Here is a 19,113-nt window from a genome sequence, read left to right on the forward strand (position 1 = left end):
CTCGTCAGATGGTCTTGCGGTCGCGCTGGTAGAGCCAGGCCGCGAGGGCCGCGAAGACCGCGAGGTAGGCGACTAGTCCGGCCACCTGCCCTGCGCCCACCGAGACCCCGTTCAGAGGGGACTTCGCCAGCTCGTTGTAGAGGTAGATCGGAGTGTACTGACCGATCGACTTCAACCCGCCGGTGAGCGGGAACCAGACCCCGCCCAGGAACGCCATGCCCATGTAGCCGATCATGGTGATCGGCTGGACCGCGTCCGGAGCGGCCGCGTAGCCGAGCGCCACGCCCGCCGCCGAGAAGACGAAGCCGCCCGCCCAGACCAGCAGGCCCATGCCCAGCCAGGTACCGGCGGAGAGCCGGACGCCCTCCACGGCGCCCATGCCGAAGACGGCCAGCACGGCCGGGAGCGTCACCACGCCCGCGGCGACCACCTTGGAGAGCACGTAGGCCCAGCCGGGAAGCGCGGTCAGCCGCAGCTGGCGGGTCCAGCCGCTCTTGCGCTCCAGCGAGATCCGCATCGCGGTGTTGAGAGCCGCGCCGACGGTGCCGAAGGTCGCCATCGAGACCATGTAGTAGGTCTTGTACGAGATGTCGTTGAACATCTGGTTCTTGAAGCCGGTGGCGTAGAAGTAGAACATCATCACCGGGAAGAGCACGGTGAAGAAGAGGTAGCGGCGGTTGCGCAGCACCCGCAGGACCTCGAGCTTGATCAGCTGCGACATGGTCAGTTCCCCTCGGCTTCCGCGGTGATGGTGATGAAGGCCTGCTCCAGGCCGACCCCGGTGACCTCCAGGCCGCGCGGGTAGAAGCCCGCGCGGTAGACGGCCGCCATGGTGGCGTCCGCGTCCGAGGTGCTGATCCGGACGGTCTGCCCGCTGACGGTCTGACCGCTGACGTCCAGGGCCGTGATGCCGGCGAGGGTGCTGAGCAGGCTGACGTCCGGGCCGTCCTGCGGGTGCAGGTCGAAGGAGATGCGGCGCTGCCCGGCGCGGGCCTTGATCTCGGCGGCGGTGCCGTCGGCGATCAGCCGTCCCTGGTGCATCACCAGGACGCGGTCGGCGATCGCGTCCGCCTCCTCCAGGTAGTGCGTGGCGAAGAGGATCGTCCGGCCGGCGTCCGCCTGGGCCTTCATCACCGACCAGAACGCCTGGCGGGCGGTGACGTCCATGCCGGTGGTCGGCTCGTCGAGGACGATCAGGTCGCTGTCACCGGCGGTGGCCAGGGCGAAGCGGACCCGCTGCTCCTGGCCGCCGGAGAGCTTGTCGACCTTCCGGTCGGCCAGGTCCAGGATCTGGGCGGTGGTGAGCACCTGGTCGACGTCGTAGCCGCGCGGATGCACCTTGCAGGCGAAGGTGACCAGCTCGCGCACGGTCACCTCGGGCAGCAGGCCGCCGCTCTGCAGCATGACGCCGACGCGGCCGTCGAGGATGGCCTGACGCGGGGTGCCGCCGAACAGGCTGACCTGGCCCGCGCTCGGGTCCTTGAGGCCCAGCAGCATGTCGATGCTGGTGGACTTGCCGGCGCCGTTGGGGCCGAGGAAGGCGACGGTCTCGCCCGGGTGGAGCGTGAAGGAGCTGTTGTTGACCGCCTTCACGCTGCCGAAGTTCTTGCTGACGCTGCGGAAAGCCGCGACCTCCGCGCGGGCGCTGTTCGCGTCCCGCGCGGAGGCCTTCCGGTCCGCCCCCAAGGCTTGAATGGTGGAAGCCTGCTCGGTGGAAGTTGTCATACCGAAAGCCTGGCGGACCGGCACGTCTTCGCAGCAGTGCCGCGCCTCCGGACCTCGGCGTGACAGATGTCACGGCTGCGGCAGTGACCCCGGCAGTGACCTGCGCAGGAACTCGACCTGGAGCAGCAGCAGATTCTCCGCGACCTCCTCCTGCGGCGTCATGTGGGTGACTCCGGAGAGCGGCAGCACCTCGTGCGGGCGGCCGGCGGCCAGCAGGGCGGAGGAGAGCCGCAGGCTGTGCGCGACGACGACGTTGTCGTCGGCCAGCCCATGGATGATCTGCAGCGGTCGGCGCAGCCGGGGCGCGTCGGCCAGCAGCGAGTGCGCCGCGTAGACCTCCGGGTGCTCGGCGGGGTGGCCGAGGTAGCGCTCGGTGTAGTGGGTGTCGTACAGCTCCATGTCCGTGACAGGGGCGCCGGCGACGGCCGCGTGGAAGACGTCGGGGCGGCGCAGCACCGCGAGCGCGGCCAGGTAGCCGCCGTAGGACCAGCCGCGGATGCCGACCCGGCCGAGGTCGAGCGGGAAGTCGGCGGCGAGCGCCTGCAGCGCCTCGACCTGGTCGTCCAGGGTCGGTCCCGCCATGTCCAGGGCGATCGCCTTCTCCCAGGCGGGGCTGCGGCCGGGGGTGCCGCGGCCGTCGGCCACGACGACGGCGAAGCCCTGGTCGGCGAACCACTGGGCGGAGAGGTAGATGTTCTGCGCCGCCGCCACCTGCTGGCCGTGCGGGCCGCCGTAAGGGGCCATCAGGACCGGCAGCAGGCCGTCCCGCTCCCGGTCGTAGCCGGTGGGCAGCAGGACCGCGGCCGGGATCCTGCGCTTGCCCGCGAGGGTGATCACGGGCCGGGCGGAGATCACGGGCGTCTCGGCGAGGTTCACGATCGCGGCGAGCTCGACCGGCTGCGCGCCGTTCGTCCTGAGCACCCGCACCGTCGAGCCGGACCGCTCCACCGAGGAGGAGCTGAGCACGGTCAGTCCGCCGCCGCGGACTGCGGAGTGGTACCCGGCTTCGGAACTGAGTCGTCGGACGCCTTCGCTGTTGACTCGGTACACATGCTGCTCGCCGATTTCCGGCGTCGTCGCGTCCTCGCCCGCCGATGCGGTGACCAGCACGTCCTGGTCCGAGACGTCGAGCACGGCGCGAACATGCAGCTGGCGGCCCGTCAGCACCTCGTCGCCGACGACGAGCACGCGCGCGTCGGTCTCGGAGTCGTCCGCCACGCGGACCAGTCGGCCGTCCGGCGTCCACGCGGGGACGCCCGGGTAGGGCTCGACCCAGACCGGGTCACGCTCGTCGTGGAGCACCGTCGTGGCGCCCGTCGCCGGGTCGAGGGCGAGCACGAGCTGGCGACGCTGGTCGCGGGTCTGCACCTGGAGCAGCGGCGGGCCACCCGCCGACCAGTGGACGCGGGCCAGGTACGGGAAGGCCGCCCGGTCCCAGTCCACCTCGACCCGGCTGCCGTCCAGGCCCAGCACGGCCAGCGTGACGTCGGCGTTGGCCGTGCCCGCCTGCGGATAGGCGATCTCGGCCGGTTCACGCGCGGGGTTGGCCGGGTCGGCGATCCACCAGCGCTGGACCGGGCTGTTGTCGACCCTGGCGGCGAGCAGCCGGTCTCCGGCCGGGGACCACCAGAAGCCGCGGCTGCGGTCCATCTCCTCCTGGGCGATGAACTCCGCCTGGCCCCAGCTGACCTCCGGATCCTCCTCGTCCGCCAGCGCACGGTCGCCGCTTCCGTCGGCGGCGATGACGTGCAGCGCGCCGCCCGTCGTGGCGTAGGCGATGTGGCGGCCGTCCGGCGCGGGACGCGGGTCGATCACGGTGCCCTGGGCGGGCAGCTCTCGCGCCGGGGCGGCGTCCGGCAGCAGCGAGCCGGCGAACAGGCGTCCGGAGAGGCTGAACGCCGCCAGTGAGACGGCGGCGTCGGTGGCGTAGCCGACGACGCCCGCCGAGCCCTCCCTGGCCCGCTCGCGCCGCGCCCGCTCCTCGGCGGAGAGCTCCTCCGTGTCGCCGCCGAGCAGGGCGGACGGATCGGCCACGACTCGCTCGAACGGAGCAGCGTCGTTCGAAAGGTCGAGCACGAACAGCAGGTTCGCCCGTTCGGTCCCCCCGCGACTCCGAAGGAAGGCCACCCTTTGCCCATCCGGGGAGGCGACGAAGGACCGGGGCGCGCCCAGCGAGAACCGCTGGGTGCGCGAGAACTGACGGGGGAAAGTGATCTCCTGGGACATCCTCCGACCCTAGCGGCGGAGCCCCGCACAGCCGGCGCGACCCGGCAAACCCGCAGCACTTCCGCCTCCCCCGTTCGGCCCTCGCCCGCCCCTCCGGACGCCCGCGTACACAACGCACAGGTGCGCCGGGGTCGTGCATCCGCGCGACAGGCTAGGCATGATGACGGAAAGTGACCCAACCATCACCCCACGGGTATCACCTGGGTGCGCCCGTCCTTCTGGTGCGGCAGTCCCCGCCGCCCAAAACCGAGAGGTGTGAGACGCGATGGTTCTGCCGATCTCCGCAGCCGTGCTGATGATGATCATCGTGGGAATTCTGGTCAAGCGCTCCGGCCTGAAGCTGTGGCACGCGTTCGCCTGCACCCTGCTGGGCTTCTACCTGGCCTCCAGCTCGATCGCCCCGTCGATCAAGACGGTGACCACGAGCGTCGCCGGGATGATCACCGGCATCAAGCTCTAGCTGTACGGCCCGACCCGCATCGACGGCGGAACGCAGCGCGCTGCAGGGCGCTGGCGGGCGCTGTCGGCGGGACCGCCTACGCTGACCCCATGACGGAATCAGCCTCGGCAGCCCGCGCCACCCAGCGCCTGCTTCTCGTCCACGCCCACCCCGACGACGAGTCGATCGGCAACGGCGCGACGATGGCCCGCTACGCCGCCGCGGGCGCCGGCGTCACCCTGGTCACCTGCACCCTCGGCGAGGAGGGCGAGGTGATCGGCGACAAGCTGGCCCATCTGGTCGCTCACCGTGACGACGCGCTCGGCGCGCACCGCATCACCGAGCTGGCCGCGGCGATGGGCGAGCTCGGCGTCACCGACCACCGCTTCCTCGGCGGGCCCGGCCGCTGGCGCGACTCGGGCATGATGGGCGTCCCCAGCAACGTCCGCGCCGAGGCTTTCTGGCAGGCCGACCTCGACGAGGCGGCCGCCGAGCTGGTCGGCGTGATCCGCGAGGTCCGCCCGCAGGTCCTGGTGACCTACGACCCCAACGGCGGCTACGGCCACCCGGACCACATCCAGGCCCACCGCGTCGCCATGCGCGGCAGCGAGCTGGCCGGCGACGCGTCCTTCCGGCCCGAGCTCGGCGCCGCGCACCATGTGGCGAAGATCTACTGGAACGTCATCCCCCGCTCCGTGGTGGAGGCGGGTTTCGCGGCGCTCAAGGCGGCGGGCAAGGAGGTCCCCTTCCCCGGCATCGCCTCGGCGGACGACGTCCCCGGCGTCGTCGACGACGCGGAGGTCACCACCGCCGTCGACGGCTCGGCCTTCGCCGAGGCCAAGGCCGCGGCGATGCGCGCGCACCTGACGCAGATCGCGGTCGACGGTCCCTTCTTCGCGCTCTCCAACGACCTGGGCCAGCCGCTGCCGGCGGTGGAGTACTACCGCCTGGTCCGCGGCGTGCCAGGCCCGCTCGACCCGGCCACCGGCTGGGAGACGGACCTGTTCGCCGGCATCGACAGCATCGAAGGCACGGCTGGAACGGCGAGCGCGGTGATCTCGGCAGGCTCGGTGACCTCGGCGGGCGCGAGCGGCGGGCCAGGGGCGGCCTCGTGAGCCGGGGTCAGACGCCGGAGCCCGCCGACGGCGGCCGGGGTCGGGCCGGCGGCCGGGCCAACGTGCCCGCTCCACGCAGCGGTTCGCCGAAGCCCGTCGCTCCCCGTTACCCGATCGGAACCCGGGCCCGCTGGGCGAGCTACTTCGCCCTGGCGGTGCTCGGGATCGCCGTCGCACTGGCCGGCGCGCTCGTCGTCGACCTGTGGAGCGGCGGCGGCCTCGTCCTGGGGGCCGTCGGGATTCTCGCCCTCAGTTACGGCGGCAGCGTGCTGACCGGCACCAAGACGGGCGCCGCGGTCCCGACGCTGACCTGGCTGGGCACTCTGCTCGCGGCGAGTATCGGCACGCCGGAGGGCGATCTGCTCTGGGGCGGCAGCGCGACGAGCGTCGCGCTGCTCTTCCTCGGACTGCTCGGATCCGTGCTCTCCATCGCGCGCCCGGCCATGTCGGGGATCCCCGTTCTCCCACCGACCGGTCCGTCCAGGGACACCTCCCAGTAAGGTGGTGCCCGCAACGCTGGAGACCGCGGTTCCACACACCGCAACCGCAGCCCCACGGGACGCGGGGAACGACGATCCACAACCGCACCTCGTCACGACGGCGGGGAGCGAACCGGAGCAGCAGTGAGTCGAGAATCTGACAATCCGATGTCGCCTCGTCAGGGCGGGGACTCCTACCCTTCGGGCACGCCTCCGTACGGCGTCCCCAGTGACCACGCGTTCTCCCGTGCGGGCCAGAGCCCGCAGCCGGGTCAGCCTGGCCAGCAGGGGGGTCAGCCGGGGCAGGCTGAGCCGGGTGACGAGCCGCGCACTGAGACGACGCTCACCACGCGCATCAAGATCAACATCCCCGGCTCCCGGCCGATCCCGCCGGTCGTCGTGCGCTCCCCGCTGAACAGCGAGGAGACGGGCGAGCAGCCCGCTCCCCGGCGGCATCGTGCCGAGAGCGCGGGCTCTCCCGTGCTCGGCGTCATGGACTCCGGCACGGGCACGGTCACGCCCCCGGAGCTGCCCGCCGAGTGGCGCATGCCGGAGACGGGCGCACCCGCCGCGCCGTCGCCGGGGTCGCCTGCCACGCCGCCGAGCGAGTGGTTCGCGCCGCGCAAGAAGCAGGCGCCCGCGCCGAGCGCCTCCGCTCCGGCCGCGCCCGCCCCGACCCAGCCGGCTCAGCCGAGCCAGCCGTCCCCAGAGCAGCGCTACCCGGAGCCGCAGTTCCCGGGCCAGCCGTTCCAGGAGCCGACGGCGGGCTACGACACGCAGTCCTCCCCCTGGGCGCCGCAGCCGCAACAGCCCGAGTCACCCGCCGCCCGGGCCGCCGCGCAACCGCAGACGCTGGCGCCGCGGCCGGTGCCCGGCGGCGCGCGTCCCGGCGGTCTGCAGGGCGGCCTGGCCGCCTCCGCGCCCGAGCCAGGGTCGCAGCCGACCATGCAGTTCCGCACCGTCATGGACCAGCAGGCCGCCGCGCCCAGCGCCCCAGCCCGTCCGAAGCGCGGTCAGCAGACCGCGAAGGCGCCGAAGCCCGCCAGGTCGGCCAAGCCGTCCGCCGCCGAGCAGACCGCGGCCATGCCGCTGGTCCCGCAGTCCCAGCAGGTCAACGACGGGTTCGCGGGCGGCACCGGCGGCGCGGGCGCGCCGCCCCGCCCGGAGCGCAGCGGCGACGGCAGCAACACCAGCGAAAGCAGCAGCCACGGCAGCGGTGGCGGCTCCGCCAAGCCCGCCGCGAAGCGCGCCGGTGGCGGCAAGAGCCGCAAGCTGGCCGGTTACGCGGTCGGCACCCTGGTCCTGGTCGGCGGCGTGGCATACGGAGCGGGCCTGATGCTCAACCAGGCCGACGTCCCCAAGGGCACGACCGTCCTCGGGTACTCCATCGGGGGCGACACCCACGACCAGGCGGTGACCAAGCTCGACAGCACCCTGGGCGCGATCGCCAAGCACCCGCTGACGGTCTCCATCGGCGGCAGGACGGCCACGCTCAACCCGTCCGTCGCCGGCCTGACCATAGACACCGGCGCAACGGTCGACAAGGTCGCCCAGCACAGCTACAACCCGGTGACCGTGATCGGCTCCCTCTTCGGTGGCGCCAAGGCCGTCGCCCCCGTGGTGGTCATCGACGAGGACAAGCTCCGGTCCGCCCTGCAGCAGCTCTCCAGCGCGAGCGGCGCCGGGGAGGGCAGCATCCACTTCACCGCGGCAGGCAAGGTCGTGGTGACCCTTCCCAAGGCCGGCAGCGGCCTGGACGTGAACGCGGCCATCCCGCTGATCGAGCAGGCATTCCAGGCCCGCGCGGCCGGCCTGGAAGGCCATGACGCCGTTGTGCCGCTCACCGTGACCACGGTCCAGCCGAAGGCCTCCGCCGCCGCCGCGAACGAGGCCGCGAGCACGCTGGGCGCCTGGGCGATGAAGCAGCACTTCAAGGTCGTGGCCGGCGGCACCCCTGTGCTCTTCGGCAAGAGCACCTTCAGTCAGTCCCTGTCCCTGCAGCCGGACGCCTCGGGCAAGTTTGTGCCGACGTTCAACCTGGCCAAGCTGGCCGCGGCCTACGGCACCGCCTTCGACAGCGTCCACACCAAGAGCGGCAAGGCGGTCACCCCGCAGGAGGTCGCCGCGGCCCTCACCACCCTGCTCACCCAGCCCGGCGGGCCCACCTCGATCACGATCTGACCTGCGCCACCGCTCGCCCCCGAACAGCGACGCCCTCGTCCGGCCGGACGGGGGCGTTCTACATTTCTGAAATAGAACCGCAATCCCGCGATTACCTGAGCCGCCATTCCCCATCTGTCGTCAATGCCGCCAAAGGCGCTGTCCGATTTGCCCGCTAGGGACCGAAGAGTCATTTATGGGCACTTGGCAGCTTCCGGCGGGTATCGGACGCTTACTGATACTTCGTCGTCCGATAATCGGACGGTACTGCAATGGCGTTTTCGCTCATCAGGATCTTGTGTCACCGCCCCGAGTGGTGGCACTGTAATCCACTGTCCTGATTTGACCTATTACGACCTCCCAAGGCGTTATCAATAATTGATCGTCAGCCTGTCGACACAACGATCAGCGGCCACCAGGATGAGACATCAAGCCGTTCCACCTGAACATTTCGCCTGATCACATCGCCGGCGGGAGCAATCGCACGATGACCATGCCAGCCAATGCTGAGCTCATCTCTGACGAGTTGTCAGAGGGCGCCCCATCCGAAGGGCGCGACGCAGAGCTCGTCGGTCGATCGCCCGGCCAACTCGCCTGGATCCGTTTCAAGCGCGACAAGGCAGCTCTGTTCTGCACGGGCATCGTGCTGCTGTACTTCCTGGTCGCCGCCTGTGCGCCGTTGATCGCGCACCTGTACGGCCAAGACGCGACCACCACGTACGGCCTCAACGACCCCACTCTGCTTGACGATTCGGGAGTCCCGATCGGCCCGCTCGGCGGGGTCAGCGCCACCCACTGGCTGGGCCTCGAACCGAGCCTCGGCCGCGACCTGTTCATGCAGCTCATCTACGGCATGCGCACGACGCTGCTCATCGCCTTCGCCGCCACCATCTTCAGCACCGTGATCGGTGTCCTGCTGGGCCTGGCGCAGGGATTCATGGGCGGCTGGGTCGACTACGTCTTCGGGCGGATCTCCGACCTGCTGATGGCCTTCCCGCAGCAACTCTTCCTGATCGCCTTCACTCCTGTGTTCATCGCCCTGCTCGTGGCCCCGGGCAACGCCGTCTCACCGCTGATGCGCGGAACGGTCCTCGTCCTGGTGCAGGTGATTCTCGGCTGGATGGGCCTGGGCCGCCTGCTGCGTGGCATGACACTGAGCTTGCGCGAACGGGAGTTCATCGAGGCGGCCAGGGTCGCCGGGGCCTCGCCGTGGCGGATCATCTGGAAGGAGATCTTCCCGAACCTCCGCACAACGATGCTGGTGCAGACGACGCTCGCCTTCTCCGGCTTCGTCACCACCGAGGCAGGTCTCTCCTTCCTGGGCGTCGGCATGATCGAGCCGACACCCGACTGGGGCCGGCTCTTCCAGGACGCCGCTCCGTACTTCCAGAACGACACGTTCTTCCTCGTCGTCTGCGGCGTGAGCCTGATGATCTTCACCGTCGCGTTCAACCTGCTCGGCGACTCGGCTCGGGATGCCCTCGACCCGAAGACCGTGCGCTGACCCCCCAAGACCTCCGGCTGGTAGAACCGCTCGCCCGCTGGTGTGACCCGCAGAGATTCAAACAACAGGCAGGTAGGCAATCATGACTCAGCGTAAGGTCATTGCCGCAATCGCGGTGGTGTCCGCCGGAGCGCTTACGCTCAGCGCGTGCGGCAGCAGCAGCAAGACGGCGACCAAGCAGGACCAGGGCGCCACCTCGTCCGTGCAGCAGTTCTCGCTCGGCACCGCGCAGGATTCCACTGGTCCTGCGGTTCCCGTCACCGGCGCCACCAAGGGTGGAACCGCCTACGACATCGAGCCGAGCGGCTTCGACTACCTGGACCCGACCCAGCAGTACGTCAGCAACATGCTGGCCATCTCGGGTCTCTACAACCGGACGCTGACCGGCTACAAGATCGACGCAAAGGGCAACACGATCCTCGTCGGTGACCTCGCCACCGACACCGGCAAGCTGTCGGACGGCGGCAAGACCTGGACCTGGACCCTGAAGAAGGGCCTGAAGTTCCAGGACGGCACCCCGATCACCTCGGCCGACGTCAAGTACGACATCGAGCGGCTCTACCTGCCCGCCCAGACCCAAGGCCCGAACTACTTCCCGCTCTGGCTCTCCGGCGCCGACTACCGCAAGGTCTACGCGGGCCCCACCGGCGGCAAGTCCCTGCCCGACACGGTCATCGGCACCCCGGACGCGCAGACGGTCGTCTTCCACTTCACCGAGGCCCACGCGGACGCCCCGTACGCCGCCGCCATGCCGCCCATCGGCGCCTTCGAGGCGTCGAAGGAGTCGGCCACGTACAACAACAACCCGAACGCGGACGGCCCGTACCAGGTGTCCAACTACGTTCCGGGCAAGTCCCTGCAGTTCGTGCGGAACCCCAACTGGGACCCGAGCACCGACCCGATCCGTGCCGCTTACCCGGACAAGTGGTCCTTCGAGCTGGGCGTCGACAACCCGCAGCTCACCACTCGTCTGGAGCAGGCGACCGGCAACGACAAGTTCGCCCTGTCGCTGTCGACCGCCGCCGACGCCTCGCAGTCGGACACCATCCTCAACGGCTCCCAGTACAAGAGCCGCATGGTGAGCAACTACCAGCCGTACGTCGAGTACCTGAACATCAACACCACCCGGGTCACCGACGTCCGCATCCGCAAGGCCATCGCCCTGGCCTTCCCGAACCAGTCGCTGCAGAAGCTCTACGGCGGACCCTCGCAGCTGGACCCGGGCAACACCCTGATCAGCCCGACCGTGGCGGGCTGGGAGAACGCCGACCCGTTCAACAAGACGGCCCACCCGAACGGTGACCCGACGGCTGCCAAGGCCCTGCTCACGCAGGCCAACGCCGTCAACTACAAGCTGGTCTTCGCCTTCGCCAACACCCCGCGCTGGCAGAAGATCTCGGTCGTCGTGCAGAACGCCCTGCAGCAGGCCGGCTTCCAGGTCGTGCTCAACCCGATCGACAAGACCTCGTACTACACGCAGGTCGGCACCGTGAAGAACACGTTCGACATCTACCGCACGGGTTGGGGCGCCGACTGGCCGACCCCGTACACCGACGTTCCGAACCTGCTCGGCGGTGGCAGCAACATCACCGACGGCTCGCCGAACTACTCGCACTACAACAACCCGGCGACCGACGCGGCGATCGCCCAGATCAAGCTTGAGACCGACGTGGCCAAGGCCGCGAAGGAGTGGAACGACCTGGCGAACAAGGTCATCGCGAACGACATCCCGCAGGTCCCGTTCGGCTTCGACAAGTTCCTCCAGATCTACGGCCCGGGCCTGGGTGGCGTCCGCTACAACCAGGTGATCGGCACCATCGACACGGGCTCCGTGTTCGTCAAGCAGTAAGTCGCACCGCCGGGTCCCGTCCTCCGGACGGGACCCGGCCTCGGCACGCAACCCCTCGTCCCACGCTCTGGCCGCCAGCGGCGTCTTTCCTGGAAGAGCCCTCCCTATGCTGCGATTCCTGACTCGACGGGTGCTCGGCGCCATCGTCATCCTGATCGCCATCAGCTTCGTCACCTACTCGTCCTTCTTCGCGTTGGTGCCGAACCCGGCGCTGCTGTCCTGTGGCAAGAACTGCAGTCCGCAGATGCTGCACCAGATCACGATCAATCTCGGCTTCGACAAGCCGTGGATCGTCCAGTGGAAGGACTACGTCTGGGGCATCTTCGCCGGACGTGACGTCACCAACTTCCCTCACTGCAACTTCCCGTGCTTCGGATACTCCTACGCCAACCAGGAGTCGATCTGGGGTCTGATCTCCTCCAGCATCCCGACCACGGTCTCGCTCGCCATCGGCGGAGCGGCGATCTTCCTCACCATCGGCGTCGGGCTGGGCATGATCTCGGCCGCCCGCCAGGGCAGCACCACCGATCGGGTGTCCAGCGCCGTTTCACTGATCGGTCAGTCAACGCAGATCTACTTCGTCGGCCCGATCATGATCCTTATCTTCTCGTACTACCTGGGCATCTTCGACCGCGGCCACGACCCTGACTGGACCCACGACCCGATCGGCTCGATCGGGGGCCTGATCCTGCCGTGCTTCGTGATGTCGATCATCTTCTGGTCCAACTACTCGCGCCAGGTGCGCTCGCTGATGATCGAGCAGCTAAGCGAGGACCACATCCGCTCAGCCCGTGCCAAGGGCATGTCGAAGAGCTACGTCTTCCTTCGCTACGCCCTGCGCGGCGCAATGGGACCGGTCATCACGATCTTCGGTATCGACCTGGCGGCCGTCTTCTCCGGCGCCGTCATCACTGAGTTCACCTTCAGCCTCCACGGCCTCGGGCGGCTCGCCGTCGACTCCGTGAACTCCTACGACCTGCCGCTGGAGATGGCTGTCGTCCTGGTCAGCTCCATGCTGATCGTGTTCTTCAACATCCTCGTCGACGCCTCCTACGCGCTCATCGACCCGCGGATCCGGCTCGCGTGACCATCCCCGACCAGCACCACGCACGCGTGGCAATCGCACGTACCGCACCCGAGGAGATGTGCTCGTGATCATCCCCGAACAGCCCACGGAGACGGCGCCCGCAGCCAAGGGCTCCAGCTTCCTCTCGGTCCAGGACCTCAAGGTCAGCTTCGCTACCGAGGACGGCATCGTCCGCGCGGTGAACGGCCTCTCCTTCGACCTGGAGAAGGGCAGGACTCTCGGCATCGTCGGCGAGTCCGGCTCCGGCAAGTCCGTCACCAACCTGACCATCCTGGGTCTGCACAACCCGCGGACCACCACGGTCGAGGGACAAATCCTCCTCGACGGCCAGGAGCTCGTCACCGCCTCCGACAAGGAGCTGGCGAAGCTGCGCGGCAGCAAGATGTCGATGGTCTTCCAGGACGCTCTGGCGGCGCTGTCGCCGTACTACACGGTCGGCCGGCAGATCGCCGAGCCGTACATGAAGCACACGGGCGCCAGCAAGAAGGAAGCCAGGGACCGCGCCATCGAGATGCTGACCAAGGTCGGCATCCCGCAGCCGCAGACCCGCGTCGACGACTACCCGCACCAGTTCTCCGGCGGTATGCGCCAGCGTGCGATGATCGCGATGGCTCTGGTCAACGACCCCGAGCTGCTGATCGCGGACGAGCCGACCACCGCGCTCGACGTCACGGTCCAGGCCCAGATCCTCGACCTGCTCAAGGACCTGCAGCAGGAGACCGGCACCTCGATCATCTTCATCACCCACGACCTCGGCGTCATCGCGAACATCGCCGACGACGTGCTGGTGATGTACGCGGGGCGCTGCGTCGAGCGCGGCACCATGGCGGAGGTGCTGGACTCCTCCCAGCACCCCTACGGCTGGGGCCTGCTGCGCTCCATCCCGCACATGAACGCGGACGTCGACAAGCCGCTGATGCCGATCCCCGGCACGCCGCCGTCGCTGCTGAACCCGCCGTCGGGCTGCGCATTCCACCCCCGGTGCGAATTCCGGGACAAGGTGGGTGGCGACCGCTGCGTGACGGAGCTTCCGCGACTCGAGCTCGCCAACGGACACCTGTCCGCCTGCCATCTGACCCCTCAGCAGAAGCAGGACATCTTCGCCCAGCAGATCCAGCCGCAGCTCGGCTGATCAGGATTCAAGGTACCCATCATGACCGAGCAGACCCTGACGGACGCCGTTCCGGCCGGAGCTCCCGCCCCCGGTGACGTCCTCCTCGAAGCCTCCGGGTTGACCAAGCACTTCCCGGTGATGGACGGCTTCCTGATCAAGCGCCAGATCGGGGCGGTCCAGGCCGTCGACGGCGTGGACTTCCAGATCCACCAGGGCGAGGCCCTGGGTCTGGTGGGCGAGTCCGGATGCGGCAAGTCCACCACGGGCCGGCTGGTCTCCCGGCTGCTGGAGCCGACCGCGGGCCGGCTCAGCTACAGGGGCGTCGACATCACGCACGCCAACCGCAAGCAGCTGGCCCCGATCCGGTCCGAGATCCAGATGATCTTCCAGGACCCCTACGCCTCGCTCAACCCGCGGCACACGGTCGGCACGATCGTCGCCGGCCCGATGGAGATCAACAACATCAACCCTCCCGGCGGCCGCGAGGCTCGGGTCAAGGAGCTGTTGGAGATCGTCGGCCTCAACCCGGAGCACTACAACCGCTTCCCGCACGAGTTCTCCGGCGGTCAGCGTCAGCGTATCGGCGTCGCTCGCGCTCTGGGCCTGAGCCCCAAGCTGATCGTCGCCGACGAGCCGGTCTCCGCGCTCGACGTGTCGATCCAGGCTCAGGTCGTCAACCTGCTGCAGAAGCTGCAGCGCGAGATGGGCATCGCCTTCCTCTTCATCGCGCACGACCTGGCCATCGTGCGGCACTTCTCGCAGCGTGTCGCGGTCATGTACCTCGGCAAGATCATGGAGGTCGGCGACCGCGAGGCCATCTACTCCCGGCCGCGCCACCCGTACACGCACGCGCTGCTCTCCGCCGCCCCTGAGGCCAGGACGACGGGCAACGACAAGGAGCGGATCCGCCTCGCCGGCGATGTCCCCTCCCCGATCTCCCCGCCGTCGGGCTGCCGCTTCCGCACTCGCTGCTGGAAGGCTCAGGAGAAGTGCGCGACGGAGGAGCCGCCACTGATCCAGCTCTCCGGCAACAACGCGGGCCACCTGACCGCCTGCCACTTCCCGGAGGACCCGGACGTGAACGTCCCCAAGGAGATCGTCCTCGACCCGGCCCTCGCCGCCCTGGAGGACGCGGGGGAGTGACCGTCACCCGCGCCTGACACGAGGCCCTCGACCTGCGATCCGGTCGAGGGCCTCGCTGTTCTCCGACGGCCCTACGGGGAGGCCGGACAGCACGAAGGGCCGCCCCCGTTGGGAGCGGCCCTTCGTGCGCGGGTTTCAGCCCGCGCCGACGATGTCGACGTCCTCCGCGAAGTGGCAGGCCGACTCGTGCGCCGCCGGGGTGTCCTGCCCGCGGAACACCTCGGGAATCGCCAGCAGCGGCTCCTCGACCGAGCAGCGCTCCTGCGCCTTGAAGCAGCGGGTGCGGAAGCGGCAGCCGGACGGCGGGTTCGCCGGCGAGGGGATGTCACCGCTGAGGAGGATCCGCTCGCGGCCCTCGCGACCCTCCGGGTCCGGCACCGGCACCGCGGAGAGCAGCGCCTGGGTGTACGGGTGCGTCGGGTGCTCGTAGATCTGCTCGTCCGAGCCGATCTCGACCAGCTTGCCCAGGTACATCACGCCGACGCGGTCGGAGATGTGACGCACGATGGAGAGGTCGTGGGCGATGAACATGTAAGACAAGTTGAACTCGTCCTGCAGCTTCTCCAGCAGGTTGATCACCTGCGCCTGCACCGAGACGTCCAGCGCCGAGACCGGCTCGTCGCAGATGATGATCTCGGGCTTGAGCGCCAGGCCGCGGGCGATGCCGATGCGCTGACGCTGACCGCCGGAGAACTGGTGCGGGTACCGGTTGATGTACTCCGGGTTCAGCCCGACGACGTCCAGCAGGTCCTGCACGGCGGCGCGCCGGTCGCCCTTGGGAGCCACCTCGGGGTGGATCTCGAAGGGCTCGCCGATGATGTCGCCGACCGTCATGCGGGGGTTCAGCGAGGTGTAGGGGTCCTGGAAGACCATCTGGATGTTCCGGCGGATCGCCTTGAGCGCCCGGCCGGAGACCTTCGAGATGTCCTCGCCCTTGTACAGCACCTGGCCGCCGGTGGCCGGCTCCAGGTTCATCAGCACCTTGGCCAGCGTCGACTTGCCACAGCCGGACTCGCCGACGATGCCGAGGGTCTCGCCCTGGTACAGGTCGAAGGAGACGCCGTCGACGGCCTTGACCGCGCCGATCTGCTTCTTGATCAGGATGCCCTGGGTCAGCGGGAAGTACTTCTCCAGATTCCGGACCTGCAGGATCGGCTCGCCGCGCTCGATCTTCTTGTCCAGCACGGCCTCGATGGCCGCGACCTCGGCGACCTCCTGCGCGTCAGCCATGGATCGTCTCCTTCCAGAAGTGGCAGGCGCTGCCGCGGCCGGGGAGCGGCGTGCCGTCGGCCTCGGTCACCGCGTGCAGCGGCGGAACCTCGGAGCGGCAGATCTCCTGGGCCATCGGGCAGCGCGGGTTGAACGCACAGCCGGAGGGGATGCGCAGCAGGTTGGGCGGCAGACCCTTGATCGCGTAGAGCTCCTGGCCCTTCTGGTCCAGGCGCGGGATCGAGTCGAGCAGGCCGCGGGTGTACGGGTGGGCTGGGCGCTTGTAGAGCTCGTGCACCGGGGCCGTCTCGACGATCCGCCCGGCGTACATGACCGCGATCTTGTCCGCGACGTCGGCGACCACGCCGAGGTCGTGGGTGATCAGGATCAGGCCCATGTTGTACTCGGCCTGAAGGTCCGCCAGCAGCTCCATCACCTGGGCCTGGACGGTGACGTCCAGGGCGGTGGTGGGCTCGTCGGCGATGATCAGGTCGGGCTCGAGGGCGAGCGCCATGGCGATCATGATGCGCTGGCGCATACCGCCGGAGAACTGGTGCGGGTACTGGTTCACCCGCTCCTTGGCGGCCGGGATGCCGACCCGCTCCATCAGCTCGATGGCCTTGACCTTGGCGTCCTTCTTCGAGGTGCCCGCGTGCACGCGGTACATCTCGCCCAGCTGCGTCCCGACGGTGTGCACCGGGTTCAGCGAGGAGAGCGCGTCCTGGAAGATCATGGCCATCTGGGTGCCACGGATCTTGCGGCGCTGCTCGCTGTGCAGCTTCAGCAGATCCTGGCCCTTGAAGATGATCTCGCCGCCGGTGACGAAACCGGGCGGGCTGTCCAGGATGCCCATGACGGCCTGCGAGGAGACCGACTTGCCCGAGCCGGACTCGCCGAGGATGGCCAGGGTCTCACCGGCCCGCACGCTGTAGTTCACGCCGTTGACGGCCTTGGCCAGTCCGTCGCGGGTGCGGAACTCCACGTGCAGGTCGCGCACCTGGAGCAGCGGGGCGTCCTCGGAGTCCGCGGTGCGGTCCCGTCCGACGACGGCGGTGATTTCGGATGTCTGAATACCCACGGTTCCGCCTCTCTCAGCGCAGCTTGGGGTCGAGAGCGTCGCGAACCGCGTCGCCGAGCATGATGAACGCCAGGATGGTGATGCAGAGCGCGCCTGCGGGGAAGAGCAGCATGTGCGGCGCGTTGCGGAAGGTGTCCGCGGCGCTCGAGATGTCGATGCCCCACGAGACCGTCGGCGGCTTCAGCCCCACACCCAGATAGGAGAGCGTGGCCTCCAGCGAGATGTACGTGCCCAGCGCGATGGTCGCCACCACGATGATCGGGGCGAGCGCGTTCGGCAGGATGTGGCGCAGCATCAGCCGCGAGTTGCCCGCGCCGAGCGCGCGCGCGGCCGTCACGTAGTCCTGCTGACGCGCGGTGATCACCGCGCCACGCGCGATACGGGCGATCTGCGGCCAGCCGAGTACCACGATGAAGGCGACCACGATCCAGACGGACCGGCTCGGGATGACCGACAGGAAGACCAGGCCACCGAGCAGGATCGGGATGCCGAAGAAGATGTCCGCGATGCGCGAGACGACGGCGTCGATCCAGCCGCCGAAGAAGCCGGCCAGCCCGCCCATGATCGTGCCCAGCAGGGCGGTGCCGAGGGTGGCGAAGACACCGACCGTGATGGACGCACGGGCACCGTGGACGGTGCGGGCGTAGACGTCGCAGCCCTGGGTGTCGAAGCCGAAGGGGTGACCGGAGGTCGGCCCCTGCTGCGAGTTGGCGAGGTTGCAGGAGAGCGGGTCGGTGGAGTCGAAGAGGCCGGGCCAGAAGGCGACGGTCACCAGGAAGATGATCAGGACACCGGAGATCAGGAAGACCGGGTTCCGGCGCAGCTCACGCCAGGCGTCCTGCCAGAGGCTGCGCGGCACCTCACGGTCAGTGATCCCCACAGACTCCGAGGATTGCGCTTCGGCGTGGTGCAGGTCTTCCTTTTCGAGCATCCCCTCCACCTCCATGGCGCCCAGGGTGGGAGTCTGCGCGAAGGCGCTCGACAGCTCGGTGTTCGCGTCGTCGGGGACGCCGTCCGGCTTGTTCGGCTGCTGGTCAGGCATAACGGATCCTCGGGTCCAGGACCGCGTAGAGCAGGTCGACGAGCAGGTTGGCGAGGAGGAAGACGATGACCAGGACGGTCACGAAACCGACCACGGTCGGCGTGTTCTGACGCAGGATGCCCTGGTAGAGGTAGTAGCCCACGCCCTTGATGTTGAAGATGCGCTCGGTCACCAGCGCGCCACCCATCAGGGCACCGAGGTCGGTGCCGAGAAAGGTGATCACCGGGATCAGCGAGTTGCGCAGCAGGTGATGAGTGATCACCCGGCGGCGCGGCAGACCCTTGGCGACAGCGGTGCGCACGTAGTCGGCCTTGCTGTTCTCCGCGATGGTGGTGCGGGTGAGCCGCGCCACGTAGGCGAGCGAGACCGAGGCAAGCACAAAGCCCGGCAGGATCAGGGAGGAGAAGGGCGCGCCGTCCGGAACCGTCGCGTCGGCGATGCCCCACTTCACGCCGAAGAGGTACTGCAGGACGTAACCGATGACGAAGGTCGGGATCGAGATGACGATCAGCGTCATCACCATGACGCCCGTGTCCGCGAACCTTCCGCGACGCATGCCGCTGATCACGCCCAGCGTGATGCCGAGCACGACCTCGATGGTGAAGGCTACGAGCGCGAGTTTGAGCGTCGTCGGGTAGGCCGTCTTGAGCAGCTCGGTCACCGGCTGCCCGCTGAAGGTGTTCCCGAGGCTCCCGGTGAAGATCCCCTTCATGTAGTTGCCGTACTGCACGATGAGCGGATCGTTCAGCCCCAGCTGATTACGGATCTGCGCGGCGACCGCAGGGTCGGGTGCCTTGTCGCCGAAGAGTGCGGCAACCGGGTCACCGAGCGCGTGCACCATCGCGAAAATGATGAACGTGGTCCCGATGAAAACCGGGATCATCTGGAGCAGTCGTCGAATGACGTAGCGCCCCATGGAACCTCCAGGGATTCGTCGCGACGG

At 69.0% G+C, this 19,113-nt stretch carries 16 protein-coding genes; 9 read left to right on the forward strand and 7 right to left on the reverse strand.

Translation table 11 applies throughout. From position 1 onward, the window contains the following. Nucleotides 1–4: 4 nt before the first annotated feature. The 3 genes from ABIA32_RS10765 to ABIA32_RS10775 all read right to left on the reverse strand — a co-directional run bounded on the left by ABIA32_RS10765 (nt 5) and on the right by ABIA32_RS10775 (nt 3,951). Entirely contained in the window at nt 5–721 is a 717-nt protein-coding gene (locus ABIA32_RS10765; RefSeq protein ID WP_370093773.1) for an ABC transporter permease, read from the reverse strand. 2 nt (nt 722–723) lie between these two features. Further along, complete coding sequence (locus tag ABIA32_RS10770; RefSeq protein WP_370093774.1) at nt 724–1,725, reverse strand: ABC transporter ATP-binding protein; 1,002 nt, start codon at nt 1,723–1,725, stop codon at nt 724–726. A 69-nt stretch (nt 1,726–1,794) separates the two neighbouring features. Beyond that, nucleotides 1,795–3,951, reverse strand: a complete 2,157-nt coding sequence (locus ABIA32_RS10775; protein ID WP_370093775.1) for a prolyl oligopeptidase family serine peptidase — start codon at nt 3,949–3,951, stop codon at nt 1,795–1,797. A 265-nt stretch (nt 3,952–4,216) separates the two neighbouring features. On the opposite strand from ABIA32_RS10775, the gene ABIA32_RS10780 reads away from it, so the two are divergent. From ABIA32_RS10780 to ABIA32_RS10820, 9 genes are all read left to right on the forward strand, one after another. Continuing rightward, nucleotides 4,217–4,411 (forward strand): hypothetical protein, encoded by a 195-nt coding sequence (locus tag ABIA32_RS10780; protein WP_037607948.1) that lies wholly within the window; start codon nt 4,217–4,219, stop codon nt 4,409–4,411. A gap of 89 nt (nt 4,412–4,500) precedes the next feature. Beyond that, a complete protein-coding gene (gene mshB / locus ABIA32_RS10785) occupies nt 4,501–5,505 on the forward strand; it encodes an N-acetyl-1-D-myo-inositol-2-amino-2-deoxy-alpha-D-glucopyranoside deacetylase (RefSeq protein ID WP_370093776.1) in 1,005 nt (334 codons plus the stop codon). Beyond that, the gene (locus tag ABIA32_RS10790; RefSeq protein WP_370093777.1) at nt 5,502–6,005 is read left to right on the forward strand and encodes a DUF6113 family protein; all 504 of its coding nucleotides are present in this window, start codon (nt 5,502–5,504) and stop codon (nt 6,003–6,005) included. The genes mshB and ABIA32_RS10790 overlap by 4 nt, the downstream gene beginning before the upstream one ends. A gap of 147 nt (nt 6,006–6,152) precedes the next feature. Beyond that, entirely contained in the window at nt 6,153–8,165 is a 2,013-nt protein-coding gene (locus tag ABIA32_RS10795; protein WP_370093778.1) for a hypothetical protein, read from the forward strand. 466 nt (nt 8,166–8,631) lie between these two features. Then, nucleotides 8,632–9,648, forward strand: coding sequence for an ABC transporter permease (locus ABIA32_RS10800; protein ID WP_370093779.1), 1,017 nt, complete (start codon nt 8,632–8,634; stop codon nt 9,646–9,648). 82 nt (nt 9,649–9,730) lie between these two features. Then, entirely contained in the window at nt 9,731–11,497 is a 1,767-nt protein-coding gene (locus ABIA32_RS10805; RefSeq protein WP_370093780.1) for an ABC transporter substrate-binding protein, read from the forward strand. Nucleotides 11,498–11,603: 106 nt separating this feature from the next. Then, nucleotides 11,604–12,584 carry an ABC transporter permease gene (locus ABIA32_RS10810; RefSeq protein WP_370093781.1) on the forward strand — a complete coding sequence of 327 codons (981 nt, stop codon included), beginning with the start codon at nt 11,604–11,606 and terminating at the stop codon, nt 12,582–12,584. A 64-nt stretch (nt 12,585–12,648) separates the two neighbouring features. Continuing rightward, the gene (locus tag ABIA32_RS10815) at nt 12,649–13,716 is read left to right on the forward strand and encodes an ABC transporter ATP-binding protein (RefSeq protein WP_370093782.1); all 1,068 of its coding nucleotides are present in this window, start codon (nt 12,649–12,651) and stop codon (nt 13,714–13,716) included. 21 nt (nt 13,717–13,737) lie between these two features. Continuing rightward, nucleotides 13,738–14,841, forward strand: coding sequence for an ABC transporter ATP-binding protein (locus ABIA32_RS10820; protein ID WP_370093783.1), 1,104 nt, complete (start codon nt 13,738–13,740; stop codon nt 14,839–14,841). Between the two features lie 135 nt (nt 14,842–14,976). Here ABIA32_RS10820 and ABIA32_RS10825 read toward each other — a convergent pair whose 3' ends face one another. Genes ABIA32_RS10825 through ABIA32_RS10840 form a run of 4 tightly spaced genes read right to left on the reverse strand, consistent with a single transcriptional unit; the run spans nt 14,977 to nt 19,086 of the window. Further along, nucleotides 14,977–16,071 carry an ABC transporter ATP-binding protein gene (locus ABIA32_RS10825; RefSeq protein ID WP_370093784.1) on the reverse strand — a complete coding sequence of 365 codons (1,095 nt, stop codon included), beginning with the start codon at nt 16,069–16,071 and terminating at the stop codon, nt 14,977–14,979. Beyond that, nucleotides 16,064–17,122, reverse strand: a complete 1,059-nt coding sequence (locus ABIA32_RS10830) for an ABC transporter ATP-binding protein (RefSeq protein ID WP_370093813.1) — start codon at nt 17,120–17,122, stop codon at nt 16,064–16,066. Before ABIA32_RS10830 ends, ABIA32_RS10825 begins: the two co-directional genes overlap by 8 nt. 19 nt (nt 17,123–17,141) lie before the next feature. Beyond that, on the reverse strand, nt 17,142–18,170 hold the full coding sequence (locus ABIA32_RS10835) for an ABC transporter permease (protein WP_370093785.1): 1,029 nt from the start codon (nt 18,168–18,170) through the stop codon (nt 17,142–17,144). Continuing rightward, a complete protein-coding gene (locus ABIA32_RS10840; protein WP_370093786.1) occupies nt 18,163–19,086 on the reverse strand; it encodes an ABC transporter permease in 924 nt (307 codons plus the stop codon). Before ABIA32_RS10840 ends, ABIA32_RS10835 begins: the two co-directional genes overlap by 8 nt. Nucleotides 19,087–19,113: the final 27 nt, after the last annotated feature.

The organism is Streptacidiphilus sp. MAP12-20 (assembly GCF_041262525.1).
Classification (GTDB): domain Bacteria; phylum Actinomycetota; class Actinomycetes; order Streptomycetales; family Streptomycetaceae; genus Streptacidiphilus.

Excerpts from the sequence above, each read along its gene's own strand:
- ABIA32_RS10765 (WP_370093773.1), bottom strand. The coding sequence starts at position 721 with ATGTCGCAGCTGATCAAGCTCGAGGTCCTGCGGGTGCTGCGCAACCGC.
- ABIA32_RS10840 (WP_370093786.1), bottom strand. The coding sequence starts at position 19,086 with ATGGGGCGCTACGTCATTCGACGACTGCTCCAGATGATCCCGGTTTTC.
- mshB (WP_370093776.1), top strand. The coding sequence starts at position 4,501 with ATGACGGAATCAGCCTCGGCAGCCCGCGCCACCCAGCGCCTGCTTCTC.
- ABIA32_RS10825 (WP_370093784.1), bottom strand. The coding sequence starts at position 16,071 with ATGGCTGACGCGCAGGAGGTCGCCGAGGTCGCGGCCATCGAGGCCGTG.
- ABIA32_RS10770 (WP_370093774.1), bottom strand. The coding sequence starts at position 1,725 with ATGACAACTTCCACCGAGCAGGCTTCCACCATTCAAGCCTTGGGGGCG.
- ABIA32_RS10780 (WP_037607948.1), top strand. The coding sequence starts at position 4,217 with ATGGTTCTGCCGATCTCCGCAGCCGTGCTGATGATGATCATCGTGGGA.
- ABIA32_RS10775 (WP_370093775.1), bottom strand. The coding sequence starts at position 3,951 with ATGTCCCAGGAGATCACTTTCCCCCGTCAGTTCTCGCGCACCCAGCGG.
- ABIA32_RS10810 (WP_370093781.1), top strand. The coding sequence starts at position 11,604 with ATGCTGCGATTCCTGACTCGACGGGTGCTCGGCGCCATCGTCATCCTG.
- ABIA32_RS10835 (WP_370093785.1), bottom strand. The coding sequence starts at position 18,170 with ATGCCTGACCAGCAGCCGAACAAGCCGGACGGCGTCCCCGACGACGCG.
- ABIA32_RS10800 (WP_370093779.1), top strand. The coding sequence starts at position 8,632 with ATGACCATGCCAGCCAATGCTGAGCTCATCTCTGACGAGTTGTCAGAG.
- ABIA32_RS10795 (WP_370093778.1), top strand. The coding sequence starts at position 6,153 with ATGTCGCCTCGTCAGGGCGGGGACTCCTACCCTTCGGGCACGCCTCCG.
- ABIA32_RS10805 (WP_370093780.1), top strand. The coding sequence starts at position 9,731 with ATGACTCAGCGTAAGGTCATTGCCGCAATCGCGGTGGTGTCCGCCGGA.
- ABIA32_RS10820 (WP_370093783.1), top strand. The coding sequence starts at position 13,738 with ATGACCGAGCAGACCCTGACGGACGCCGTTCCGGCCGGAGCTCCCGCC.